The organism is Thermaerobacter sp. PB12/4term (genome assembly GCF_003403315.2).
In the GTDB taxonomy this organism is placed as follows: Bacteria; Bacillota; Sulfobacillia; order Thermaerobacterales; family Thermaerobacteraceae; genus Thermaerobacter.
The window spans coordinates 1,233,973-1,259,235 of sequence record NZ_CP048407.1; the positions used below are offsets into that span (position 1 = coordinate 1,233,973).

At 73.0% G+C, this 25,263-nt stretch carries 22 protein-coding genes and 1 pseudogene; all 23 read left to right on the forward strand.

The annotated features are described in order from the left end of the window. The first annotated feature begins 22 nt into the window (after positions 1-22). The 23 genes and pseudogenes from DYI95_RS05070 (at position 23) to DYI95_RS05180 (ending at position 25,060) form a co-directional block, all read left to right on the forward strand. Positions 23-310 carry a DUF503 domain-containing protein gene (locus tag DYI95_RS05070; RefSeq protein WP_116901514.1) on the forward strand — a complete coding sequence of 96 codons (288 nt, stop codon included), beginning with the start codon at positions 23-25 and terminating at the stop codon, positions 308-310. 149 nt (positions 311-459) lie between these two features. Beyond that, positions 460-867, forward strand: coding sequence for a 30S ribosome-binding factor RbfA (gene rbfA, locus DYI95_RS05075; RefSeq protein ID WP_116901513.1), 408 nt, complete (start codon positions 460-462; stop codon positions 865-867). Continuing rightward, the gene (locus tag DYI95_RS05080; protein ID WP_116901512.1) at positions 867-1,970 is read left to right on the forward strand and encodes a bifunctional oligoribonuclease/PAP phosphatase NrnA; all 1,104 of its coding nucleotides are present in this window, start codon (positions 867-869) and stop codon (positions 1,968-1,970) included. Before rbfA ends, DYI95_RS05080 begins: the two co-directional genes overlap by 1 nt. Then, positions 1,967-3,220: a tRNA pseudouridine(55) synthase TruB gene (gene truB, locus DYI95_RS13035; RefSeq protein WP_116901511.1), complete on the forward strand. Its 1,254-nt coding sequence runs from the start codon at positions 1,967-1,969 to the stop codon at positions 3,218-3,220. The genes DYI95_RS05080 and truB overlap by 4 nt, the downstream gene beginning before the upstream one ends. A 130-nt stretch (positions 3,221-3,350) precedes the next feature. Then, positions 3,351-4,355: a bifunctional riboflavin kinase/FAD synthetase gene (locus DYI95_RS05090; RefSeq protein ID WP_116901510.1), complete on the forward strand. Its 1,005-nt coding sequence runs from the start codon at positions 3,351-3,353 to the stop codon at positions 4,353-4,355. 216 nt (positions 4,356-4,571) lie between these two features. Continuing rightward, the gene (gene rpsO / locus DYI95_RS05095; RefSeq protein WP_006904927.1) at positions 4,572-4,841 is read left to right on the forward strand and encodes a 30S ribosomal protein S15; all 270 of its coding nucleotides are present in this window, start codon (positions 4,572-4,574) and stop codon (positions 4,839-4,841) included. 64 nt (positions 4,842-4,905) lie between these two features. Continuing rightward, complete coding sequence (locus tag DYI95_RS05100; RefSeq protein WP_116901509.1) at positions 4,906-7,185, forward strand: polyribonucleotide nucleotidyltransferase; 2,280 nt, start codon at positions 4,906-4,908, stop codon at positions 7,183-7,185. Positions 7,186-7,312: 127 nt separating this feature from the next. Beyond that, positions 7,313-8,611: a pitrilysin family protein gene (locus tag DYI95_RS05105; RefSeq protein WP_116901508.1), complete on the forward strand. Its 1,299-nt coding sequence runs from the start codon at positions 7,313-7,315 to the stop codon at positions 8,609-8,611. Continuing rightward, positions 8,608-9,084, forward strand: a complete 477-nt coding sequence (gene dut, locus DYI95_RS05110) for a dUTP diphosphatase (RefSeq protein ID WP_116901507.1) — start codon at positions 8,608-8,610, stop codon at positions 9,082-9,084. Before DYI95_RS05105 ends, dut begins: the two co-directional genes overlap by 4 nt. A gap of 267 nt (positions 9,085-9,351) precedes the next feature. Continuing rightward, positions 9,352-9,633 carry a YlmC/YmxH family sporulation protein gene (locus DYI95_RS05115; protein ID WP_243149873.1) on the forward strand — a complete coding sequence of 94 codons (282 nt, stop codon included), beginning with the start codon at positions 9,352-9,354 and terminating at the stop codon, positions 9,631-9,633. 66 nt (positions 9,634-9,699) lie between these two features. Beyond that, a complete protein-coding gene (locus tag DYI95_RS05120; protein ID WP_116901506.1) occupies positions 9,700-10,194 on the forward strand; it encodes a DUF1269 domain-containing protein in 495 nt (164 codons plus the stop codon). Positions 10,195-10,413: 219 nt separating this feature from the next. Then, positions 10,414-11,196: a 4-hydroxy-tetrahydrodipicolinate reductase gene (gene dapB / locus DYI95_RS05125; RefSeq protein ID WP_243149874.1), complete on the forward strand. Its 783-nt coding sequence runs from the start codon at positions 10,414-10,416 to the stop codon at positions 11,194-11,196. A 5-nt stretch (positions 11,197-11,201) separates the two neighbouring features. Next, positions 11,202-12,062 carry an NAD(P)-dependent oxidoreductase gene (locus DYI95_RS05130; RefSeq protein ID WP_243149875.1) on the forward strand — a complete coding sequence of 287 codons (861 nt, stop codon included), beginning with the start codon at positions 11,202-11,204 and terminating at the stop codon, positions 12,060-12,062. A gap of 124 nt (positions 12,063-12,186) precedes the next feature. Further along, positions 12,187-12,771, forward strand: a complete 585-nt coding sequence (locus tag DYI95_RS05135) for a dipicolinate synthase subunit B (RefSeq protein WP_116901503.1) — start codon at positions 12,187-12,189, stop codon at positions 12,769-12,771. A gap of 92 nt (positions 12,772-12,863) precedes the next feature. After that, on the forward strand, positions 12,864-13,883 hold the full coding sequence (locus DYI95_RS05140; protein WP_116901502.1) for an aspartate-semialdehyde dehydrogenase: 1,020 nt from the start codon (positions 12,864-12,866) through the stop codon (positions 13,881-13,883). Between the two features lie 98 nt (positions 13,884-13,981). Next, positions 13,982-15,319: an aspartate kinase gene (dapG, locus tag DYI95_RS05145; RefSeq protein ID WP_116901501.1), complete on the forward strand. Its 1,338-nt coding sequence runs from the start codon at positions 13,982-13,984 to the stop codon at positions 15,317-15,319. Positions 15,320-15,359: 40 nt separating this feature from the next. Further along, the gene (dapA, locus tag DYI95_RS05150; protein ID WP_116901500.1) at positions 15,360-16,250 is read left to right on the forward strand and encodes a 4-hydroxy-tetrahydrodipicolinate synthase; all 891 of its coding nucleotides are present in this window, start codon (positions 15,360-15,362) and stop codon (positions 16,248-16,250) included. Positions 16,251-16,574: 324 nt separating this feature from the next. Then, positions 16,575-18,215: a ribonuclease J gene (locus DYI95_RS05155; protein WP_116901499.1), complete on the forward strand. Its 1,641-nt coding sequence runs from the start codon at positions 16,575-16,577 to the stop codon at positions 18,213-18,215. 271 nt (positions 18,216-18,486) lie between these two features. Beyond that, positions 18,487-19,134, forward strand: a pseudogene (locus DYI95_RS12415) (ClpP family protease); the annotation flags it as partial. A gap of 514 nt (positions 19,135-19,648) precedes the next feature. Then, on the forward strand, positions 19,649-19,870 hold the full coding sequence (locus DYI95_RS05165) for a YlzJ-like family protein (RefSeq protein WP_116901497.1): 222 nt from the start codon (positions 19,649-19,651) through the stop codon (positions 19,868-19,870). 56 nt (positions 19,871-19,926) lie between these two features. Beyond that, a complete protein-coding gene (locus DYI95_RS05170) occupies positions 19,927-20,778 on the forward strand; it encodes an undecaprenyl-diphosphate phosphatase (RefSeq protein WP_116901496.1) in 852 nt (283 codons plus the stop codon). Positions 20,779-20,884: 106 nt separating this feature from the next. Continuing rightward, complete coding sequence (locus DYI95_RS05175; protein WP_116901495.1) at positions 20,885-23,620, forward strand: DNA translocase FtsK; 2,736 nt, start codon at positions 20,885-20,887, stop codon at positions 23,618-23,620. A 207-nt stretch (positions 23,621-23,827) separates the two neighbouring features. Then, positions 23,828-25,060 carry a glycosyl hydrolase family 18 protein gene (locus DYI95_RS05180; protein ID WP_243149876.1) on the forward strand — a complete coding sequence of 411 codons (1,233 nt, stop codon included), beginning with the start codon at positions 23,828-23,830 and terminating at the stop codon, positions 25,058-25,060. Positions 25,061-25,263 lie beyond the last annotated feature (203 nt).

Below are 25,263 nucleotides of genomic sequence, written 5' to 3' on the forward strand. Positions count from 1 at the left end.
TTCGGGGCCGGGAGGTGGCGGCATGGCGGCCTTCGTAGGCCTGTGCCAGGTGACTCTGACGGTTCCGGGCAGCACGTCCCTCAAGGACAAGCGCCGGGTGCTGCGCAGCATCGTGGACCGGTTGCGGCAGCGGTACGCCCTGGCCGTAGCGGAAGTGGGCTCCCAGGACGCCTGGCAGCGGGCGGACATCGCCTTCGCCTGCGTGAGCGGAGAACCGTCCCGCTGCGAAGCCATCCTGGCGGAGTGCGTCCGCTGGCTGGAGACCCGGTCCGACATCGAGCTGGTGCACGTGGAGACCGAAATCCTTTGACGCCCCCGCCGGCTCGTCCGGGCTTCAAGGGCCCGCTGGATGGAACATCCCGCCGGCCCGGAGTCCAGGGGAGCCGGGAAAGCTGCCCGGCCGCAGGCCGGTCGGCCGTACCGGCCCTGCGGGCGGAGGCGCGGGGCAGCGGGCAGGTGATGGGCGTGTCGGCGAAGCGCCACCAGCGGGTGGCCGATGCCATCCAGGAGGCCCTGGCGGAGATCCTGCGCCGGGTCAAGGATCCGCGGGTGGGGATGGCCGCGGTGACGGGCGTCGACCTGTCCCCCGACCTGCGCCACGCCCGGGTCCGTATCAGCGTCATTGGCGACGAGGCGGAGCGCCAGAGGACCATGGAAGGGCTTGAACACGCCCGCGGCTTCATCCGTTCCGAGCTGGGCCGGGCCGTGCGCTTGCGCCACGTGCCGGAGCTGGACTTCCGCCTGGACGACTCGGCCGCGTACAGTGTCCGGATCGCCCAGATCCTGCGGGAGATTCGCCCGTCCGATGACGTCCCCGCTCCCGGTCCGGACCGGGGGGAGGCGTCCGGCGAGGAGGAGGCGCATTGATGGCCGGCGTGATGGACGGCCCGGCGGGGCCGGAGGAACCCGGCGCGGCCAGCGGGCCCGCCGGCGCCCCGCTGGGGCAGGTCGTGGAGGCGCTGCGGGCGGGACGGCGCTTTGCCCTGTTCCTCCACCTCTCACCCGACGGGGACAGCATCGGCTCGACCCTGGCCCTGGGGCTGGCCCTGGAGCGCCTGGGCAAGCGCACGGTGTGGGTGGGGGCGGACCTGCCCGGCGACGCCTACCGTTTCCTTCCGGGAAGCGAGCGGTTCCGTCTCTGGAACGAGGTGGAGGAGGACTGGTCCCAGTACGATGCGGCGGTCCTGCTGGACTGCGCCGACCTGGACCGGGTAGGGCCGGCCCGCTCGGCCATCGAGCGCATCGGCCGGGTGATCAACGTCGACCATCACCCGTCCAACCGGCGGTACGGCGACATCAACTACATCGAACCCGGGGCGGCGGCCGTGGGGGAGATCACCGCCCGGCTGATCGACACCCTGGGCGTGCCGCTGGACACCGCCATGGCTTACGGGCTCTATACGGCCATCCTGACGGACACCGGCTCGTTCCAGTACGAGAACACGCGGCCGGAGACCCTGCGCCTGGCCGCCCGCCTGCTGGAGCTGGGCGTCGAGCCCCAGCGGGTGTCCCAGTCGGTCTTCGAGCAGCGGCCCCTGCGTGTCCTGCGGCTGCTCCGGGAGGCCCTGGGTACCCTGGAGGTGGGTGCCGGCGGCCGCCTGGCCTGGATGACCGTCTCCCGGGCCATGCTGGACCGGGCCGGGGCCCAGCGGGGGGACACGGAGGGGTTCGTCAACTACCCGCGCTCCCTGGCGGGGGTGGAGGTCGCCCTCCTCTTCCTGGAGGAGCCCGACGGCCGGGTGCGGGTCAGCTGGCGTTCCAACCGGGAGGTCGATGTCAGCCAGCTGGCGGCCCGCTTCGGCGGGGGCGGCCACGCCCGGGCGGCGGGGTGCACCCTGGCCGGACCGCTGGACCGGGCCCGGGTGCAGGTGCTGCAGGAGGTCGCCCGCTACCTGGAAGAACAGGCTGCCGGGACCCGCGACGAGGGAGCCCGGGGCCGGGCGGGTCCGGGCGGGGAGGGGCGCCTGTGACCGGCGCCGGCCGCAGCCGCCGCGCCGCCGGTTCGCCCGGTGGGGTCGTGCCGGTGCTCAAGCCGCCGGGCATGACCTCCCACGACGTGGTGGACTGGTGCCGCCGCCTCTTCGGCCTCCGCCGGGTGGGCCACGCCGGCACCCTGGACCCGGCCGCCGCGGGCGTGCTGGTGATCTGCCTCGGGCCGGCCACCCGGCTGGCGGAGTATTTGAGCGAGGCTCCCAAGGCGTACCGGGCGGAGATCTGGCTGGGGGTCACCACGGACAGCCTGGACAGCGAGGGGCAGCGGGTGGAACCGCCCGGGCCGCCGCCATCCCGGCCGGCCGCTGAGCTCGACGAAGGCATGGTGCGGCGAGCGCTGGCCGCGCTCAGCGGGCCCCAGCTGCAGGTGCCGCCGGCGGTGAGCGCCGTCCGCCAGGACGGCCGGCGAGCCTACCACCGCCACCGGGAGGGCGAGGCGGTCGAACTGGAGGCGCGGCCGGTGACCGTCTACCGGTTCGAGCTGCTGGCGTGGTGGCCCGGTCCGGTGCCCCGCCTGCTGGCCGATGTGGTGTGCAGCAAGGGCACCTATGTGCGTGCCCTGGCTAGGGATCTGGGCCGGGCCTTGGGCGTGCCCGCCCTCCTGGGGGCGCTGGTGCGTACGGCCCAGGGCGCCTTCCGCCTGGAGCAGGCCGTGACCCTGGAAGCTCTGGCCGCGGCGGCAGGGGAGGGGCGTGACCAGGCGGCCGGGGCCATCCCCGGGGAAGGAGAACGTCCTGCCGGGGCCGGCGCCCATGGTCCCATCGTGCCGCCGGCCCAGGCCCTTGCCTTCCTGCCGGCCTGGGTGCTGGATCCGGCCGAGGCACGGCGGGTGGTCCAGGGCGGGCGCCCCCGGGCGCGCAGCCGGCCGTGGGATCGGCCGCCGGAGGCTGGCATGGCCATGGCGGGGGACGCCGGCACCGGGGGAGGCGCCGCGACCGGCGCCCCGGCCGGGACCCCCGTTCCCCGGCCGGAAGGCGGCAGGGCCGAGGCCGCGCCGCCGGTGACGCCGCTCCCCCAGGGGACCGCGACCCCTCCGGTCCCCCGGGTTCCGCCGGTTCCGGCCGGGGCCGGGACCCGGCGGGCACCGGGGGCGGGCGGCGGGGCGGCAGCAGGCCGGGTGCGCCTCCTGGACGAGGACGGGCGCCTCCTGGCGGTGGCCCGGCTCCAGCGGGCTGGACCGGGCTGGGCGGCTGTGCCGGAAAAGGTTTTCCCTCCGGAGCTCCGGTAGCGGGGCCGGGAGGGGAGGCGGGGGTGCCGGCCGGCTGCGCCGCCAGGTCGGCGGGGCGGCGCCGCTCCCCGGTGGCCGGGCGGCCGGATCCTGAGGGCGGAACGCATCGTGACGGGCTAGGAGAGTGGGCATGGAGGTCATCCACGGAATCGCCGACTGGCGGGAGGCGCAACCCACCTGCGTAGCCATTGGAACCTTTGACGGCGTCCACCGCGGCCATCAGGCTCTGCTGCGCGGCGCCGTGGCCGCTGCCCGGGCGCAGCAGGCGGTGGCGGTGGCCCTGACCTTCGACCCGCACCCGCTGGCGGTGCTGGCGCCCGACCGGCTGCCGCCGCTTCTGGGGGCCCTGGACGACAGGCTGGCCCTGTTTGCGTCCCTGGGCATCGACCGGACGCTGGTGGCCCGGTTCGACCACGCCCTGTCTCAAACGACGGCCGAGGACTTCGCCCGGGAGGTGCTGGCCGGGAGGCTCCAGGCCCGGGCCGTGTTCGTCGGATACAATTTCCGGTTCGGCCGGGGCGGCCAGGGTACGCCGGCCGACCTGGAGCGCTGGGGAAGCCAGTGGGGATTCTGGACCCACACGGTGCCGCCGGTACGGGTCGGCGCCCAGCTGGTATCCAGCAGCTGGGTGCGCAGCCTGCTGGAGATGGGACAGGTCGAGCTTGCCGCCACCGCTCTGGGACGGCTGTATTCCGTGGCCGGGCGGGTGGTGCGGGGCGAGGGCCGCGGTGCCGGCCTGGGCTTTCCCACGGCCAACCTGGAGCTGGTGCCGGGGCTGGCCCTGCCCGCGGCAGGCGTCTACGCCGTGTGGGTGCGCACGGCCCGGGGCCTGGAGCCCGGGGTGGCCAACCTGGGCCGGCGCCCCACCTTCGGCGGCGGCGCCGTGCGCCTGGAGGTCCACCTGCTGGACGGGGCAGGGGACCTGTACGGTCAGGTCCTGCGGGTGGGCTTCGCCCGCCGGCTGCGGGAAGAGCGCCGGTTTCCGGGTCCTGAGGAGCTGGCCCGGCAGATTGCCCGCGACGTGGCGGCGGCCCGGGAGGCGCTGGGCACCCCGCCCGAGGGGGATCCCTTGCTGGGGGTGGCGCCGCGGCAGGGTGCCACGCCCGTGCCGGGGCCGGAGGAGCTGCCCCGCTAGCGGCGGCGGGCCGGGCGGGACGGGGCCGTTTGCCAACACCCGGCGCCGTTGTTACAATCTTTTCGACCTTGCATGCAGCCGGGCGCGCGCCCGCAAGCCGGGTGCCGGGAGCCGGCGCGGGTCCCGGGCGGCGATCCTCCGGCGAGGCCGGCCGTTCCTCCGGCGGCGGCCTGGCCGGGCGGGGATGCCCGGACCCAGGGAAAAGGAGGAACCCCGATGGCCCTGAGCCAGGAGCGGAAGCAGCAGCTGATCAAGGAGTTCGCCCAGCACGAGCAGGACACCGGTTCCCCCGAGGTCCAGGTGGCGATCCTGACCGAGCGCATCAACGAGCTGACCGAGCACCTGCGCCGCCACAAGAAGGACCACCATTCCCGCCGGGGGCTGCTCAAGATGGTGGGCAAGCGCCGCCGCCTGCTGCAGTACCTGAAGAGCCGCGATGCAGAGCGCTACCAGGCCGTCATCACACGCCTCGGCCTGAGGCGGTAGGTTTGCCGGCAAGAGCGGGCACCCGCCCGCTCTTGTCCTTTCCTGGAGGGGAGGGCCTGACGACTTGACAGTAGAGATCCAGACAGGCGACGGGAAGAAGGTCTTCCGTACCGAACTGGCGGGCCGGCCGCTGGTGGTGGAGATCGGCCAGCTGGCCCAGCAGGCCAACGGCAGTGCGCTGGTCCGCTACGGCGACACCGTCATCCTGGCCACGGCCACGGCGTCCAGGGAGCCGCGCCAGGGCATCGACTTCTTTCCCCTGCGGGTGGACTGGGAGGAGCGGCTGTACGCGGCGGGGCGCATCCCCGGTTCCTTCTTCCGCCGCGAAGGCAAGCCCAGCGAGCGCGCCATCCTTTCAGGGCGGCTGACGGACCGGCCCTTGCGGCCGCTGTTCCCCAAGGGGTACCGCAACGACGTGCAGATCATCGTCACCACCCTCTCCTACGACGATGACTGCTCCCCGGAGATCGCCGGCATCATCGGCGCCTCGGTGGCCCTGGGGATCTCCGACATCCCGTGGAACGGGCCGGTGGGGGCCGTGGAGGTGGGCTTGCTGGACGGCGAGCTGGTGATCAACCCCACCGCCGCCCAGCGGGAACACAGCCGCCTTGACCTGACGGTGGCGGGCACCAGGGACGCCATCAACATGGTGGAAGCCGGCGCCTACGAGGTGCCCGAGGCGACCATCCTGGATGCCATCTTCCGCGGCCACGAGGAGATCCGGCGCCTGGTGGAGTTCCAGGAGGCCATCATCGCCCAGTGCGGCAAGCCCAAGGCCGAGCCCGTGCTCTACGAGCCCGACCCCAACGTGGCGGTGGCGGTGCGCACCCGGTACACCGAGCGGTTGCGGGCGGCCATCAACCATCCGGACAAGCAGGCCCGGGAACAGGCCGTGGACGAGGTCAAGAAGACCGCCCTGGAGGAGCTGCTGGCCGAGTTTCCCGAGGCCGAGCTGGACATCAAGCACGTGCTGGATGACGTCCTCAAGGAGATCGTGCGGCGCCAGATCCTGGACGAGGGGATCCGGCCCGACGGCCGCCGCCCCGACGAGATCCGGCCCATCCACGTGGAGGTGGGGCTTCTGCCCCGGGCCCACGGCTCGGGCCTGTTCCAGCGGGGCCAGACCCAGGTGCTGACGGTGGCCTCCCTGGGCGCCCCGGGCGACCGGCAGATGCTGGACACCCTGGGCCAGATCGAGGAGTTCAAGCGCTACATGCACCACTACAACTTCCCGCCCTACAGCACGGGGGAGGTGGCGCCCCTGCGGGCGCCCAGCCGGCGGGAGATCGGCCACGGCGCTCTGGCCGAGCGCGCCCTAGTGCCGGTTCTTCCCGACGAGCTGGACTTTCCCTACACCATCCGCCTGGTGTCCGAAGTGCTGAGCTCCAACGGGTCCACCTCCATGGCCAGCACCTGCGGCAGCACCCTGGCCCTGATGGACGCAGGCGTGCCCATCAAGGCGCCGGTGGCCGGCGTGGCCATGGGCCTGATCAAGGAGGGCGACCGCTTCGCCGTCCTGACGGACATCCAGGGCATCGAAGACCATCTGGGCGACATGGACTTCAAGGTGGCCGGCACCCGGGAGGGCGTCACGGCGATCCAGATGGACATCAAGATCGCCGGCGTGGACCGGGCGGTGCTGGAGACGGCCCTGGAGCAGGCGCGGGCAGGGCGGCTGTTCATCCTGGAGAAGATGCTGGCCGTCATCGACAAGCCGCGACCGGAACTGTCGCCCTACGCGCCGCGGATCATCATCATGCAGATCCCGGTGGAAAAGATCCGCGAGGTCATCGGCCCCGGCGGCCGCATGGTGAACCGCATCGCCGACGAGTGCGGGGTCAAGATCGACATCGAGGACGACGGCAAGGTCTATATCGCGGCCCAGACCCAGCAGGGTGGGCAGAAGGCGAAGGAGTGGATCGAGCAGATCGTCGCCGACGTGGAGGTGGGCAGCGTCTACCTGGGCAAGGTGACGCGGCTCATGACCTTCGGCGCCTTCGTCGAGATCCTGCCGGGCAAGGAGGGGCTGGTCCACGTCTCGCGCCTGGCGCCGCAGCGGGTGCCCAAGGTGGAGGACATGGTCCGTCCCGGCGATACGGTGCTGGTCAAGGTGGTGGAGATCGACGACCTGGGACGGGTCAACCTCTCGCGCAAGGACGCCATCGAGGAACAGCCCGAGAAGAAGCACATGGAACAGCTCAGCGGCCCGCGGGCCCACGACTTCGACGAGCCGGTGGCCGTGGCCGGGCCGGGCGAGCGGCGAGGTCCTGCCGGCCGCAACGGGCGGCCCGGAGGCGGGCCGGGGGGCGGCATGGGCGGCCCCCGCGGGCGCCGGCGCCGGTGACCGCCGGCCCGGCCCGGGAGGCCGGCTCCGGTGGTGCGCGGGCCCAACCAGGTGAAGCTTCCCCGTGGCGGGAAGCTTTTTCTTTGACCGCACAACCCCCGGCCGGGGGAGGGGAAGGAGGTTGGGGATGAACGGAGGGCACGGTGTGCCGGCGGCCGGCGCCTGGGCCGGCACGCCCTACCGCATCACCACACTGCCCAGCGGCCTGCGGGTGGTCAGCGAGACGGTGCCGGGCGTGCGCTCGGTGACGTTGGGCATCTGGTTCCGCACCGGGTCCCGGTTCGAGCCGGAGGAGCAGGCCGGGATCGCCCACCTGCTGGAGCACATGGCCTTCAAAGGAACCGAATCCCGCAGCGCCCGGGAACTGGCCGAAGCGGTGGACCGGGTGGGCGGGCAGATGAACGCATATACGTCGAAAGAGGATACGTCCTTTTACATCAAGGTGCTGGATGAGCACTTCGGCCTGGGCATGGAGATCCTGGCGGACATGCTCCTGCACTCCCGGCTGGACGGCGACGAACTGGAGAAGGAGAAGCGGGTCATCCTGGAAGAGATCAAGATGTACGAAGATGACCCGGAGGACGTGGTCCACGACCTGGCGGTGCGGACCCTGTGGCCGGGTCATCCCCTGGGCCGCCCCGTGATCGGGTTCGAAAGCACGGTGGGGGCCGTGGACCGCGACGCCTTGGTGGATTTCTGGCGCCGGCACTACGAGCCCGGCCGCACCGTCATCGCCGCAGCCGGCCACATAAGCCACCAGCAGGTGGTGGAGGAGGTCCAGCGCTGGTTCGGCGGCTGGGTCCGGGCCGGGGAGCGGGCCCGCCAGGCACCTCCCGTGCCCCAGGCGGCTGACGCCTGGCGGCAGAAGCCCGTCGAGCAGGTTCACCTGTGCGTGGTGGCGCCGGCGGCCGCCTACGGGAGCGACGAGATCTACCCCGAAATGGTGCTGTCCAGCATCCTGGGCGGTGCCTCCAGCTCGCGCCTCTTCCAGGTGATCCGGGAGGACCACGGCCTGGCCTACTCGGTGTACACCTATCACGGCGGTTATTCCGATGCGGGCGTCTTCGGCATCTACGCCGCCACCAGCCCCGAGACGGCGGCGCGGGTGCTGGAGCTGGTGGGCCGGGAATGCCGCAAGGTGCGCCGGGAGGGGGTCACCGCCGCGGAGCTGGCCCGAACCCGGGACCAGATCAAGGCCAACCTGCTGATGGGGCTGGAAAGCACGGGCAACCGGATGAACCGGCTGGGCCGCACCCTGCTGATGCTGGACCGGGTGGTGACGGTGGAGGAAGTGGTCCGCCGGGTGGAAGCGGTCACCGCCGAGCAGGTGGCCGCCGCGGCGGAACGGCTTCTGGATGCGGACCGCTGGGTCGTGGCAGGCGTGGGGCCGGCGGAATCCCTGCCCCTGCGGGAGTGGCTGGCATGACGGGCGGCGGCCACCACCCGGCCGGCGCCGCGGGGGGAGTGCCCGTGGCGGTGCGCCGCGTCCATCCCCGGGCGCAGTTGCCCCGCTACGCCACCGAGCTGGCCGCCGGCTGCGACCTGGTGGCGGCGCTGGATGAACCGGTCCGCATCCCGCCCGGGGGCACCTGCCGGGTGCCCACGGGCCTGGCCATCGCCCTCCCGCCCGGCTACGAGGCCCAGGTCCGGCCGCGCAGCGGATGGGCCGCGCGCCATGGCATCACCGTGCTCAACGCCCCCGGTACCATCGACGCCGACTACCGGGGCGAGATCCAGGTGCTGCTGGTCAACCTGGGCAGGGAGCCCGTGACCATCGCGCCGGGCGACCGCATCGCCCAGCTGGTGGTGGCGCCGGTGGTGCGCGCGTATTTTGTCGAGGTGGAGAGCCTTCCCCCGACCCCCCGCGGGGAGGGGGGCTTCGGCAGTACGGGACGGTGAGGGCGGTGACGACAGCCGGCGGCCGGCACCGTCCGGCACGGGCTGCACACGGTGGGGCGGCCGGGAGCGGGGCCCGGCCTGCAGCACCGCGCAGGGGATCCGGGGCGTGCCCCGGACGGGCTGCCGGACGGGTTGCGGGTGGCCCTGGCGCGGCCCGGTTCCGCGGGGAAGGCCAGGGTCCTGACGGCCGCCGAGGCGAGCATGGGCGATGGGGCGGCTATACCGGCCGGGAGGCGGGGCACCGTGGGCTCCGGGGGGCGGGGCACCGTGCGCTGGACGCACCTGGCGGGCAAGGAGATCATCGACATCACCCACGCCCGGCGCCTGGGGCGCGTGGCCGACGCCGACCTGGTGTTCGACCCGGCCACGGGCCAGGTGGTGGAGCTGCGCCTGGCCGGACCGCCCCGCCCCTTCTGGCGCGGCGGGCGGCGGGTCCTGGTGATCCCCTGGCCGGCCATCCGCCGCATCGGCGAAGATCTGGTGCTGGTCGAATTGCCCGCCGCAGGAGACCCCGAGGCCGGCGCGCGTGACCAGGGTGGTGCGCATTAGCCCGGGAATCGGGGTGCAGGCTACCACCGGGTGCCCTGCACCGGGCACCGGAAGGGGGTAGCACGGTTGGCCAAGACGGTCATTGGTTCCTTTGACAACCGGCAGCAGGCGGAAGCGGCCGTGGAGGCCCTCAAGGCGCGGGGCGTGAAGGAACAGGAGATCTCCCTGGTCTCCCGGCGGGAGGGCGGCCGGGACGCCGGTAACGGCGATCCGTCCTTCACCAACCAGTCGCTGAGCGAGGGCACGGCCTGGGGCGCCGGCCTGGGCGCGGGTGCCGGCCTTCTGGCTTCGGCCGGCGCGCTGGCCATCCCCGGCATCGGTCCCCTGGTGGCGGCCGGACCTCTGGCGGCCACCCTCTCGGGCGCGGCGGCCGGCGGCCTGGCGGGCGGCCTGGTGGACTGGGGCATTCCCGAGGCCGAAGCCCGGGAGTTCGAGAACAAGGTGAAGCAGGGCAAGACCCTGTGCGCCGTGCGCTGCGAGGACGCCCAGGTCAACGACGTGGCCCAGGTGCTCCGCCAGCACGGCGCCGCCGACGTCAAGACCCATCCTGCTGCCCGCTGAGCCGCAGCCTGGCGCACGGAGCCCGGCCGTGGACGTCGCCCGGCCCTGCCGGTCCCTCGAGGAGCGCCGCGGCGTTCCGGGGTTTCCCGCCCCGGGACGCCGCGTTGCGTATAATGGAGGAGATTGGGACGGAGCCGCTGGAGTGCCCTGTGGTGATCCCGCGCCTTGCCCTGGGCGGACGGATCCCGTGGCGCAGCGGCTGCGGAGGGATGGGTATTGGTGCGCGTGATCGTGTGTGGCGCCACCGGGCAGACGGGCAGCGCCATCACCCGCGGGCTCCTGGCCGAACCCGACGTCCAGCTGGTAGGGGCCGTGGCCTCCCACGGCGCCCCGGACGTGGGCGTCGAGGTGGGCGCCGGCCCGGCAGGCGTCCCCCTGGACACCGACCTGGCCGCCGTGCTGGCCCGCACGGAGGCCGATGTCCTGGTCGACTTTACCGTGGCGCCGGTGGCGGAGCGGCACCTGCGCCTGGCGGTGGAACACGGCGTGGCCCCGGTGGTGGGCACCACCGGCCTGTCCGCCGAGGTGCTGTCCGCCCTGGAGGAAGCCTGCCGCCAGCGGGAACTGGGGGCCGCCGTCATCGCCAACTTCTCCCTTGGAGCCATGCTGCTGGCCCAGCTGGCCGCCCTGGCGGCGGAGCTGCTGCCGGACCTGGAGATCATCGAACTGCATCACGACCGCAAGCGGGACCGGCCTTCGGGGACGGCCCTGCGCCTGCGGCAGCGCCTGAAGGCGGTGACGGGCCGGCCTGCACCCGTCCACAGCGTGCGCCTGCCCGGTCTGGTGGCCCATCACCGGGTGATCCTGGGGGGCCGCGGCGAGGTGCTGACCATCGCCCACGACAGCCTGAGCCGCGACTCCTTCGTGCCCGGCGTCCTGCTGGCCGTCCGGCACGTGCGCGAGCTGGCGGGCCGGGTGGTCTATGATCTGGAGGAACTGGTGGCCCTGCCGGCGCGCCGGGGCGGCGAGCCGGGCCGTGGTGCGGTCCGGCGGCGGGGGTGATGGGGGTGAAGGCAGCGGAGGCGGCACCCGTGGCCGCGGTGATCACCACCGACGAGCGGCAGGTGGCCTGTGCCCGGGAGCTGGCCGCCCGGGGATGGGCGGTGCGCTGCTGGGGACAGCCCGTGGAGGGCCTGCCCGGCGGGGCCGGCGCGGAGGCGCTGGCCGGTGCGGCGGTGGTGGTCGGGCCCGTGACGGGCGGTCCTACGGTGGGCCTGATGAACACGGTGGGCGCCGCCTGGCTCGAGCCGGCGCGGTGGCCGCTGGCTCCCGGTGTCCTCTACGTGGGCGGGCGGCCCGGTCCCGCCGTCGAGGCGGCGGTGGGCGCCGTGGGCGGCCGCGTGTACGATATCCTGACCGACGCCGCCTTTGCCGAAGCCAACGCCTGGCCGACGGCCGAGGGGGCCGTCCTGCGGGCCCAGCAGCTGGACCGGCAGGTGGTGGGCGGCCGGACCGCGGTGGTCGTGGGGTATGGGCGCTGCGGGCGGGCCCTGGCCCGGCTGCTGCACGGCTTCGGCTGCCGGGTGACGGTGGTGGCCCGGCGGGAAGAGGCGCGGGCCCAGGCGGCGGCGGCCGGGGCGGCGGCGGTGGCTTTCGACGGACTGGCGGCTGCCCTCCGGGACGCCGAGCTGGTCTTCAACACCGTCCCCGCCCCGGTGCTGGACGCTGCCGCCCTGGGGGCCCTCCCGCCGGGCGCCCTGGTGATCGACATCGCCTCCCATCCCGGCGGCGTGGACTGGGAGGCCGCCCGCCAGCGGCAGATCCGTGCCTACCTGGAGCTAGGCCTGCCGGCCCGGTTCTTCCCCGTCACGGCCGGCCGCATCCTGGCGGAGCGGGTCATGGCGGTGGCCTCAGGTCAGCTAACCTGACGCGAACGAGCCCAATTCCACCCGGCCGGGGTGACCTCCTTGCCCGGGACGCCATAGGGTGCCCATGAGGGGCCCGGACACGGGTCCCAAGCGGATCACGCCCGCGGCGGGGAGGGGTCGGGCAGTGCTCGAGGGACGGCGCGTGGGTTTCGCGCTGTGCGCGTCCCATCACAATCTGGACACGGTCCTGGGGTGGGTGGAGCGGTTCGTGGCCGAGGGGGCCGATGTGTACCCCATCGTGTCCCATTCGGTGGCCACGGTGGCCACCCGCCACGGGACGCCGGAGCAGTGGCTGGCCAGGCTGGAAGCCGTCACGGGCCGCTCGCCCTGGCGGACCATTCCCGAGGTGGAACCCATCGGGCCGGGGCTCCTCCTGGACGTGCTGGTCATCGCGCCCTGCACCGGCACCACCCTGGCCAAGCTGGCCAACGGCTTCAGCGATTCGGCGGTGCTGATGGCGGCCAAGGCCCAGTTGCGCAACCAGCGGCCTGTGGTCCTGGCCATCTCGACCAACGACGGCCTGGGGCTCAACGCCCGCAACCTGGCCACGCTGCTCAACGCCAAGAACGTCTACTTCGTTCCCTTTGGCCAGGATAATCCCGGCGAAAAACCGAACTCTCTGGCGGCACGCTTCGACCTGTTGCCCCAGACGGTGGCCGCGGCGCTGGAGGGGCGACAGCTCCAGCCCTTGCTGGTAACGCCCCGGTAGGCGCCGGCGGCAGGCGCCGCGGGGCGAAAGCGCGGGGGTCCGGCGCGATGGCCGGGCGTGGGTGACCATGACGGAGGAGGGTGGAGCAGGGTATGGGCTTTCGGGTTGCTGTGGTGGGGGCTACGGGACTGGTCGGCCGGCAGGTGCTGCGGGTGCTGGAAGAACGCCGCTTCCCGGTGGAGGAACTGCGGCCCCTGGCCACCTCCCGCTCGGCCGGGCGCACGGTGGAGTTCGGCGGCACCACCTGGGAGGTGGGCGAAGCCACGGCCGGCGCGCTGGCCGGTGCCGATTTCGCCTTCTTTGCGGCCAGCGGCGACGTCAGCAAGGAGCTGGCTCCCGTGGCCGCCCGGGCAGGCACCGTGGTGATCGACAAGTCCAACACCTTCCGCATGGATCCGGAGGTTCCGCTGGTGGTGCCTGAGGTCAACGGCCACGCCCTGGCCCGCCACCGCAACCTGATCGCCAGCCCCAACTGCTCCACCATCCAGCTGGTGGTGGCGCTCAAGCCCATCCTGGACCGCTTTGGCCTGGAACAGGTGGTGGTGTCGACGTACCAGGCCGTCTCGGGCACGGGCGCCGCCGCCCTGGAAGAGCTGGAGGCGGAGGTCCGGGCCGACGTGGAGGGCCGTGCCCACGGGCCCCAGGTCTACCCCCAGCCCATCGCCTTCAACGTCCTGCCCCATTGCGACCGCTTCGAGGCGGAAGGCTCCACGCTGGAGGAATGGAAGCTGGTCCGCGAGACCCGCAAGATCCTGGAGCAGCCCGACCTGGCGGTGACGGCCACCGCCGTGCGGGTGCCGGTGCGGGTGGGGCACAGCGAGGCCGTGTGGCTGAAGACCCGGGAGGAGGCCACCGTGGACGACCTGCGGTCGGCTCTCCAGGCAGCGCCCGGTGTGGTGGTGCTGGACGATCCCGGTGCCGCCGCCTATCCCACGCCGCTGCAGGTGGCAGGCCGCGACGAGGTGTACGTAGGCCGGCTGCGCCGCGATCCCGCCGTGCCCCGCGCCTTCTGGCTCTGGATCGTGGCCGACAACCTGCGCAAGGGCGCCGCCACCAACGCCGTGCAGATCGCCGAGGCCCTGGTCGCCGCCCGGGCCCCCTCGGGGCAGTAGGGGTGCCGGCGGCCGCAGGAGCCGGCACCGGCTCCACGGCGCGGCGACCGGCACCATTCCACGGTTCACGATTTCACGGTCAAAGGAACGGGAGCACCGTGCGCACCATCGTCCAGAAATTCGGCGGCACGTCCCTACGCGGCCCGCAGGAACGGGCAGCGGCCGCGCGCCATGTGGTCGCCGCCGTCCAGGACGGCCTCAAGCCAGTGGTGGTGGTGTCCGCCATGGGCCGGCGGGGCGATCCCTACGCCACCGACACCCTGCTGGAGCTGGCCCGCGGCGTGCACCCGCGGCTGGCCGAGCGGGAACAGGACCTGCTGATGGTTTGCGGCGAGATCATTTCGGCCGTGGTCTTCGTCCAGGAACTGCGGGCCCGGGGCATCCAGTCCGTGGCCCTGACGGGCGGCCAGGCGGGCATCGTCACCGACGGCCAGTTCGGCGATGCCCGCATCCTGCGGGTTGACCCGGCCCCCCTGCGCCGCCTGCTGGAGCGCGGCCTGGTCCCGGTGGTAGCCGGGTTTCAGGGCATGACCGAGGACGGTCGCGAGTTCACCACCCTGGGCCGGGGCGGCAGCGACACCACCGCCGCGGCCCTGGGCGTGGCCCTGCGGGCCGAGGTGGTGGAGATCTACACCGACGTGGACGGCATCAAGACGGCCGATCCGCGCCTGGTCCCCGAGGCCCGCACCCTGAGCACGGCGACCTACGACGAGATCGTGCAGATGGCCCATGAAGGGGCACGGGTGGTGCATCCCCGGGCGGTGGAGTTGGCCATGCGGGGCAACGTGCCCCTGCGCATCCGCAGCACCTTCAGCGACGATCCGGGCACGCTGATCACCCGGCACTGGGAGGTCGACCAGGTCTGGCCCGACCTGCGCCAGGTCCGGGCGGTGACGGGCATCACCCACATCCCCGGGCTGACCCAGATCACCCTCCACACCACCGCCGAGGACGACCAGGCGCTCAACGTGCGGCTCTTCCGCAGCCTGGCGGACCGGGGGATCAGCGTCGACATGATCAACGTCTCGCCCCGGCGCAAGTCCTTCGTGGTGCGGGACGAACGGGCCGGGGAGGCCCGCGCCGCCTTGGAAGAACTAGGGCTGGAGCCGGAGCTGCGCCCGGGGTGCGCCAAGGTGACGGTGGTGGGAGCCGGGATGCACGGGGTCCCCGGGGTCATGGCCCGGGTGGTGGAAGCCCTCAAGGCGGCCGGGGTGTCCATCCTGCTGACCGTCGACTCCCACATGACCATCTCCTGCCTGGTGGACGGCGATGACCTGGGCCGGGCCGTGCGTGCCCTTCACGAGCACTTCGGCCTGGGATCGGTCGAGCCGCTGCTGGACGGGCCCGAACGGGCGCCGCGGGAGCAGGCGCCGGCGGCGACCCGGGGCGGGCGAGACCGGGCCCCCGGTACCGCGGCGGGTCAAGGCGGGGCGTAGGTCTTTCCAGTTCGTCACTCAGGGAAGGGAGGGACCGCGGGTGGCCGATTACGGCTCGGTGATCACCGCCATGGTCACGCCCTTCGACAGCGAGGGGCGGCTCGACGTCGCCCGGGCGGGCGCCCTGGCCCGCCGCCTGGTGGACGCCGGCTCGGACGGCATCGTGGTGGCGGGCACCACCGGGGAATCGCCGACGTTGACCGAAGACGAGCGGGCGGCCTTGCTGGCGGCGGTGCTGGATGCTGTGGGCGACCGGGTCTTCGTCTGGATGGGGACCGGGACCAACGACACCGCCACCAGCATCCGCTTGTCGCGGGCGGCGGAGCATCAGGGCGCCCACGGGGTCATGCTGGTGGCGCCGTATTACAACAAGCCGCCCCAGGCGGGCATGCTGGCCCACTTCCGGGCGGTGGCCGAGGCAACGTCCCTGCCGGTGATGATCTACAACGTGCCAGGGCGCACCGCTTCCAACCTGGAGCCGGCGACCCTGGCCCGGCTGGTGGAACAGGCACCCAACGTGGTGGCGGTGAAGGAGGCCAGCGGCAACCTGGACCAGGTGGGTGAGGTGCGCCGCCTGCTGCCGCGCCCCTTCCGGGTGTATTCAGGCGACGACAGCCTGCTGCTGCCCATCCTGGCGGTGGGCGGGGATGGGGTGGTCAGCGTGGCTTCCCACCTGGTGGCGCGGGAGCTAAGGCAGCTGGTCGATGCTTTCCGGGCCGGCCGGGTCGACGAGGCCGCCGCCATCCACCTGCGGCTGCTGCCCCTGTTCAAGGGCCTGTTCTGGACGGCCAACCCGATCCCGGTGAAGACGGCCCTTCGCTGGGTGGACTTCGATGCCGGGGGGTTCCGCCCGCCGCTGGTGGAGATGCCGGTAGAGATGGCGGGTCGCCTGCGCCGGCTGCTGGTGGAGCTGGAGCTCTTGCCTGCCTGAACGGTCGAACCGGCGCCGCCGCCGCGGCACCGCCCGGGCGGCGGCCCGGTCCGGACCCGGGCGGGCTCCGCGCCGCCGACCGCCGGGACGAGCCCGGCGCCCGCCCCGGCACCCTGGCGCCCCTTGCCGGGGCCGGGTATAATAGCGGCAGCGGATTCGGGTTCGGGATGCCACCGCGCCGTGGCGCGGGGCATTTCTTTGTGTATCGCTGGATCGCGAAGTACCCCCGCTGCCCGTTCTGCGGGCCGCCGCGCAGGGCGGGGCGGGGCCTGGCGCAGGAGGTGGACGAGCATCGCGGCACAAGGTAAGGGATCCGCGGTCACGATGGTGCCGCTGGGCGGGCTGGGCGAGATCGGCAAGAACATGATGGTGCTCGAAACCGAGCAGGACCTGATCGTCATCGACGCGGGTCTGGCCTTCCCCGGCGACGACATGCCCGGCGTCGACGTCGTGATCCCGGACTACACGTATCTCATCGAACGCCGGCAGAAGCTTCGCGGTATCTTCCTCACCCACGGGCACGAGGACCACATCGGCGGGATCCCCTACCTGCTCAAGGAGATCCAGGCGCCCATCTACGCCACGCGCCTCACCCTGGGCCTGGTGGAGCGCAAGCTGGAGGAGGACAAGCGGGCCCTGCCCCCCCGGTCGCGGGCCATCCGGCCGGGCGAGAGGGTGAAGGCCGGCGCCTTTACCGTCGAGCCCTTCCTGGTGAACCATAGCATCCCCGACTCCGTGGGCTTTGCCATTCGCACCCCGGTGGGCCTTTTCATCCATACGGGGGACTTCAAGTTCGACCAGACCCCCATCGACGGGCGGGTAGCCGATTACCAGCGGCTGGCGGCCTACGGGGCCGAAGGCGTTCACGTGCTCATGATGGACAGCACCAACGCCGAGCGCCCCGGGGTCACCGGTTCGGAGCGCCAGGTGGGCGAAGCCCTTGCGAACGTCTTCCGGCAGGCGCGGGGGCGCATCCTCATCGCCAGCTTCGCCAGCCACCTGCACCGCTTGCAGCAGGTCTTCGACCTGGCGGCCCAGTTCAAGCGGCGCCTGGCGGTGATCGGGCGCAGCATGGAGAACGCCGTGGAGGTGGCGATGAAGCTGGGGTACCTGCGGGACACCGGCGGCGTCCTGACCCCGGCCGAGAAGATCGGCGAGCTGGCGCCCGAGCGGGTGGTGGTGCTGATGACGGGCAGCCAGGGCGAGCCCCTGTCGGCCCTGGTGCGCGCCGCCACCGGCGAGTTGCGCAAGCTCGAGCTGATCCCGGGCGATACGGTGGTCATCGCGGCCAACCCCATCCCCGGCAACGAGAAACTGGTGCAGCGCACCGTCGACAACCTGTTCCGGCGCGGCTGCCAGGTGGTGTACGGGCCCCACGCCGGGGTGCACGTGTCCGGTCACGGGTCCCGGGAAGAACTGCGGCTGATGCTCAACCTGACCCGACCGCGGTTCTTCATCCCCGTCCACGGCGAGTACCGGCACCTGCTGCACAACGCGGAGCTGGCGCGCTCGGTGGGGATCCCGGACAACCACATCCTGATCGGCGAGAACGGCAGCGTCTTTGAGGTCACGGCCAGCACCGCCCGGGTGCGGGGCAAGGTGGCGGCGGGCGCCGTCATGGTCGACGGCCTGGGCGTGGGCGACGTGGGCAACGTGGTGCTGCGCGACCGGCGCCAGCTGGCACAGGACGGTGTCCTGATCGTGGCCATGGTGCTCAGCCGGGAACAGCGCAAGGTGGTGTCGGGTCCGGACCTCATCACCCGCGGCTTCGTCTACATGCGCGAATCGGAAGACCTCTTGTCGGAGGCGCGGGAGCGGGCCGTCAAGGCCATCAACGGCATCGACGAGCAGGACATCACCGAATGGTCCACCATCAAGGCCGCGGTGCGCGACGCCCTGGGGAAGTTCCTTTATGAGCGCACGGGCCGGCGGCCGGTGATCCTGCCCATCGTGCTGGAGATCTGACGGTCCGGCGACACCGGGCGAGGGCTCGGCGGCGCAGGGGCAGGCGGCGGGATCCACCCGCCGCCTGCCGCCTTTCCGTGGGCTGGTGGGGCATCCCGGCGGCCATACTACACGCCGAGGAGGGATACCCTTGCCTGGACCGGACCAGCGCTTCCGGGCGACCCAGCCGGGGCCGCCCACCACGGTGCCGTACACCCCCGTGCCGGGACCCGCCCCCACCCCCGGCCGGGGCCCGGGAGGCGACGGAGGAACCGGCCCCGACCAGCCGCCCATGGACGAGGCGGCGGCCAACATCAAGGAAATGGGCACGGACCGGGTGCCCCAGTCGCCGCCGGACATCCACGTGCTGACCATCGTCGGGCAGGTGGAGGGCCATCTCCAGCTGCCCGCCCAGAACAAGACCACCAAATACGAGCACATCATTCCCCAGCTGGTGGCGGTGGAGCAGAATCCCGCCATCAAGGGGCTGCTGGTGATCCTCAACACCGTGGGTGGTGACGTGGAGGCCGGCCTGGCCCTGGCGGAGCTCATCCGCTCGCTCTCCAAGCCCAAGGTGTCCATCGTCCTGGGCGGCGGCCACTCCATCGGCGTCCCCATCGCCGTGGCGGCCGACGTGAGCTTCATCGCCCCCACGGCCACCATGACCATCCACCCCATCCGCCTGACGGGCCTGGTCATCGGCGTCCCCCAGAGCTACGAGTACCTGGACAAGATGCAGGAGCGCATCATCCGCTTCGTGGTGGAGAACTCCCGCATCAGCCGCGACCGCTTCCGCGAGCTGATGTTCCGTACCGGCGAGCTGGCCCGGGACATCGGGACGGTGCTGGTGGGCGAGGACGCCGTCCGGGAGGGCCTCATCGACGAGGTGGGGGGGCTGGCCCAGGCCGTTCAGCGGCTCAACCAGCTGATCGCGCAGAGGAGCGCCGGCCGGGCTGGCGAGCCGGCAGCGGCGGGTGGAGCCCCGGAGGCGGGGGCCGGCGGCCCGGCCAACGGGCTCGCGCCGGGCGGTCCGGGCCCTGTGGGGCCGGGCGCCTGGCCTGCTCCCCCGGTACCGGCCCCGGCGCCCGCCTGGGGTGGGGGAGCCCCGGCGGCGTGGGGCACGGGAACCCAGCCGGCGGTGAACCCGGGGTGGAACCCGCCCGGCGGGGCGAGCGGGCGGGCCCAGGGCACGCCCTGGGCCCCGGTGGGCCCAGCGGGCGGGCGCCGGTACGGCCGGTAGCATCATCCGCCGGTCAAGGTGCAGCGGCCGTCCAGCCCGGGCGGGCCGCTGCTGCGCAAGGAGGGCGGCCGCCGGCGCGGCAAGAATACGGGCCCGCGCCACCGCTCGGGTCGGACGCGGGCCCGGGCCCCGGCAACAACGCCCTCACCGGTTAGCCTGAATCCCCCGGCGGCTGTTCATTCCGGCGGCGGTTCGCCCGAAAGGAGGATGGTCGTTGCTGCTCTACACCGTCGTTCCCCTCCACCAGGTGCTGGAGGGCTGGGATGCTCCCCGGCCGGAGCCGGTGGAGCTCCAGATCAACGGCCGCACGGTGCTGGTCGAACCCGACTCGCCCTACGGGGGCCGGATCGTCCGGCTCCTGTCCTGCGACCCCAAGGACTTCCTCGATCCCGCGTACCAGCCCGGACGCCGCGTCTTGTGGTGGGGGCCCCGCTGACGGCGGGGCCCCTGGCTTTTAAAATGGGGGAAGCGCCACCGCGGGGAGGAGTGGACGTGGAGCTTTCCCTCTGGAACGCCGTTCTGCTGGGCGTGGTGCAGGGTTTGACCGAGTTCTTGCCGGTTTCCAGCAGTGGCCACCTGGCGGTGGCCGAAGATCTCCTGGGGCTGCAGCTGCCGGGGCTGGCCTTCGAAGTGGTGGTCCACCTGGGTACCCTGGCGGCGGTCCTGGTGGTGTACGGGGCGGACCTGTGGGCTGCCCTGGCCGGATTCCTGCGCACCGGCGGGGGATTGGCCGGGGGCCGCCGGCCAGGCAGCGCGCAGTGGTGGCAGGGGCTGGATCCCGGCACCCGGCTGGGCTGGCTGGTCATCGCCGGGACGATCCCGGCGGCCGTCGCCGGCCTGGCCTTCGAGGGCTTAATTGAAGCGGCTTTCGAGTCCCCCGTGGTGGTGGCCGCCTTCTGGATCTTCACCGGCGCCCTGCTCTGGTGGGCCGGCAGGAGGCCGCCGGGCGGCCGGCCCCTCGCCCGGGCGACCCTGGCCGATGCGGTGGTGGTCGGGCTGTTTCAGGCGCTGGCGCTGTTTCCCGGGGTCTCGCGCTCCGGCAGCACGCTGGTGGGCGGCCTGGTGCGGGGGCTCGAGCGGGAGGAGGCGGCCCGCCTCTCCTTTCTGCTCTCGGTGCCGGCCATCCTGGGCGCGGCGATCCTCCAGCTGCCCGACCTGGTGGCCACCGGCGGCGGTGCCGGCTGGGCGCCGCTGCTGGCCGGGGCGGTGGCGGCCGGCGTCACCGGCTACATGGCCATCCGCTGGCTCCTGCGCTGGCTCATCGCCGGCCGGTTGCCATGGTTTGCATACTACTTGTGGGCCGTCGCCATTCTTCTCTTGTTCTACAGCGGCTGGCGGGGCTGAACCAGCTGGCGGGGCTGACGCCCGGACAGGGGGGGCCGAGTGCCCCGATCGGGCGTAGGAAAAACCCGGCTGCGGCCGAAATGCCTGTCCAGGAGGGGGGAGGCGGATGGCACGGCGCAGGGCGCGGCGCAAGGCGGCATCCGGCGAGGCCGGTCCCCTGCGGGCAGAAGTCGGGGGCATCGTGCTCCTGGTGGCGGCGGCCGCCACGGCCCTGGCCCTGGCGGGCGGCCCGGCGGCAGGCGGCGTGGTGGGGAGCCAGCTGGCGGCAGGCCTGCGCTGGTTCCTGGGCCGGGCGGCCTGGGTCCTGCCGCCCCTGATGGCCTGGCGGGCCCTGGTGGCCCTGCTGGCCGCGCCGGCGCTGCGGGCCCGCTCCCGGCAAGCGGGACTGCTGCTGGCCGTGGTGCTGGTGGCGGTGGCCGTGGCCGAGCCCTGCGGGGACCTCTGGTCCACCCGCTGCTACCGCTCCGGCGGCGGCCTGGTGGGTACCGCCGCCGGCTGGCTCCTGGCCCGGGCCTTCGGCGCCACCGGCGCCCTGGTGGCGTGGGCGGCCCTGGCGGTGCTGGCCTTCCGGCTGATCAGCGGCGTGCCCCTGGCCACCTGGGCCGCCCTGGCCGGCCGGGGCCTGGCGGCGGTGGCCCTGCAGGTGCGGGAATGGGCGGCGGCCGCCTTCTTCAGCCCCGACGGGGATGAACCCGGGCAGGCGGCGGCCGTGGCACCCGGGGCGGCCGCCGGCCGGATGGCGGCGGCCGCCCGGGACCCCGAGACAGGCACCGCCGAAGCCCGCCCGGTGGAAGACCTGGCCGGGGCGGCGGCTTCCGCCCCGGGGGCGGGCCGGTCGCGCTCCGGAACGGCCGCCGCCGGCCCTGCTGCCGCCCCGCCCGGCGACGGCATCCGGGGCGGGCGGGCGCCCTGGTGGCACCCGCGGCGCTGGTGGGCCGGGGGGCGCGCCAAGCCATCACAAGGCGATGGGGCGGTAGCCTCCTTGCCTCCGGCCACCGGGCCGCAGGGCGCCGTTGCCGAGGAGCCCGCCGTGCTGCTGCCGGGACTGGAACGGCTTCTCGAGCGTGCTTTCCAGGACGGAGCCGGCGTGCTGGAGGAAGTCTCCGGCGCCGGCGCCGTGCCGGAGGGTGCCGGCGGGGCGGGAGCCGGGCACGACGGCGGGGCTTCCGACCCGTTGCCCCGTTCAGGACCCGGCGAAGGGCGGCTTGCGAACGCCGGCGGCCGGGACGAGGCGGGCGAAACCGGCCCCGGCGGCGGCTCCGGCGGGGGAGGCGGCCCGCACCAGCCGGGTGCGGGCAAGGCACCGGCGGGCGGGGAGACCGGTTCCTCCGCTGCACCGGAGCCGGCGGGCGGTCCCTCGACCGCACCGGATCCGGTAGTGCCCCAGTCCTTCCGCCTGCCGCCCCTGGAGCTGTTGAGCCGGGGCCGGCAGGGGGCCACCGCCCGCAGGCAGCGGGAAATCCTGGAGAAGGCGGCCACCCTGCAGGAGACCCTGGCCAGTTTCGGCGTGCAGGCACGGATCGTCGACGTGGCCGTGGGGCCGGCGGTCACCCGCTTTGAGGTGGAACCGGCCCGCGGCGTCAAGGTCAGCAAGATCCAGGCCCTGGCCAGCGACATCGCCCTGAGCCTGGCGGCGCCCGACGTGCGGATCGAGGCGCCCATTCCGGGCAAGGCGGCGGTGGGGATCGAGGTCCCCAACCGGGAGATCGTGGCGGTCCAGCTGCGCGACGTGCTGGAGACCCCCGAGTTCGCCCGGTCGCGGTCGAAGCTCACCGTAGCCCTGGGCCAGGACATCGCGGGGCAACCCGTGGTGACCTCGCTGGACAGGCTGGTGCACGTCCTCATCGCCGGCGCCACGGGCTCGGGCAAGAGCGTGTGCATCAACGCCCTGATCGCCAGCCTGCTCTTCAAGGCGCGGCCGGACGAGGTCAAGCTGCTCCTGATCGACCCCAAGGTGGTCGAGCTGAGCGGGTACAACGGCATCCCCCACCTGATCGCGCCGGTCATCACCGACGCGCGCAAGGCGGCGGGAGCCCTCCAGTGGGCCGTGCGGGAGATGGAGCGCCGGTACGAGCTCTTTGCCCGCACGGGCGTCAGGGACGTGACCCGCTACAACCTGCGCGCCGCCCAGGAAGGGGAAGAGCCGCTGCCCCTGATGGTGGTGGTGATCGACGAGCTGGCGGACCTGATGATGGTGGCCCCCGTGGAGGTGGAGGACGCCATCCAGCGGCTGGCGCAGATGGCGCGGGCTGCGGGGATCCACCTGGTGGTGGCGACCCAGCGGCCGTCGGTGGACGTCATCACCGGCGTCATCAAGGCCAACATCCCGTCGCGCATCGCCTTTGCCGTCTCGTCCCAGACCGACTCCCGGGTCATCCTGGACCTGGCCGGGGCGGAGAAGCTGGTGGGGCGCGGGGACATGCTCTTCATGCCCGTGGGGGCGACCAAGCCCGTCCGGGTGCAGGGCGCCTACATCTCCGAAAAGGACCTGGAGGCCGTTCTGGCCTTCCTGCGGCGCCAGGCCCAGCCGGCCTACGACCAGGAGGTCCTGCGCGCGGAGGTGCAGGCGGGCGACAACCCGGCAACGGAGGAAGACGACGACCTGTTCGTCCAGGCGGTACGGGTGGTTCTGGAAGCGGGCCAGGCCTCGGTCTCCCTGATCCAGCGCCGCCTGCGCGTCGGTTATACCCGGGCCGGGCGCCTCATCGACATGATGGAGGAACGCGGCTACATCGGCCCCCACCAGGGGGCCAGGCCCCGCGACGTGCTGATCACCTGGGAGGAGTTCCGCCGCCGCCACGGCGATGCCGGCCTGCCGCCGGGGATGCCGGCCGGCGGCTAGCCGGCCGGGCCGGTTCGCGGCGCCGGGGAAGGCCTCGTACGGTGGCTGCCGGCGGGCGTGATGCCGGTCGGGGAGGGATCGCCCGGCGGCATGCCCGTGACACCCGGCGGCGTTCCCTTCCATTCTTACGACACAATGCCGCGCGGCGCCCGGCTCAACGGCCCGAGCCTCATGGCCATACTACGGCCGGAAAGCGAGGTGAGGGCCATGCGGAATCGCGCCTGGGTCTGGGTGCTGGTGGCCGTGCTGGTGGGCGCCGGCATCTGGATGGCGGCCGGTGGCGATCGCAACCCGGTGGCCAAGCCGCGGGCCGACCGGAGCAACGACAACCTGCAGCTGCCCGCCAAGCCGGCGCCGCGGGCCAAGGTGCCGGGCCAGCTCTTCATCCTTGGCTTTTACGACGAGACCGAGGAGGCCCGGGGCGAGGACATCCTGGCCACCCTGCGCCGGCACCGCAACCAGATCGAATACCTGTCGCCCTTCTGGTACAGCGTGCGGGCCGACGGCTCCATCGTCGACCGCAGCGACCGGGACCTGCGGGACTTCGCTGCGCGGGAAAACATCAAGCTGATGCCCCTCTTCAACAACCATGAGGGGACCGATGCCTTCCTGCACGACGCCGGCGCCCGGCGCCGGGCCGTGACCAACATCGTCCACCTGGTTCGCCAGCATGGTTACGGCGGCGTCCAGATCGACTTCCAATTGCTGGAGCCCCAGAGCCGCCAGGAGCTGACGACCTTCCTGAGGGAACTTCGCCAGGCCCTGCCGGAAGACAAGGCGATCACCGTGTCCGTCATCCCCCACCGCCATCAGGAGGACAGCGCCCAGCACAGCAAGGACGCCTACAGCTACAAGGGCCTGGCCCAGTATGCCCGCATCGTCCTGATGGCGTACGACCGGCACGGCGAGCTGACCGGCCCCGGGCCCGTCTCGCCTCTGGACTGGGTGGGAGAGGTGGTGGCCGCCGCCCGGGAGGACGGCGTCCCGGCCGACAAGATCTGGCTGGGGATTCCCGCCTACGGCTACGACTGGGCGGAGAACCGCGACCGGGCCACGCCCGTTCCCCTGCGAGAGGTGCGGACCCTGACCCGGCAAAGGGACATCCAGGTGCAGCGCAACGAAGACGGGATCCCCCACTTCACCTACGTGGACGAGCGGGGAGTCCGCCACACCGTCTGGTACGAGGACGAGGTCTCCGTGGCCCGCAAGGTGCGCCTGGCCCGCCGCCACAACCTGTACGGCGTGGCCATCTGGCGCCTGGGATACGAGGATGAACCGTACTGGCGCATGCTGCTGCGGGAGACCGGCCGCACCGGCATGGACATGACGCCGGACCGGAACCGGCAGCGGGAAAGCGAGAACAAGGATCCCGACGCGGATCCCGGGGAGATCCAGGAGGGGCATCCGGGCAACGACCCGGACGGCAACGGCGGGACCTAGGCCCCACCGCTCCCCGTACCCGAAGGGAAAGGGCCAGGGGCGGAGCACCAGGCTCCGCCCCTGCTGCGGCCGTTTCGCGGGAAACGCCCCTCACCATGAGCGCCGGGGTGGCCGGGTCACGCTCCACAGCCAGTAGCCGACGAACAGCACGAACCCCCACGGCAGAATCCAGTTGCTCAGGATCGAAAGCAGGGTGACCATGG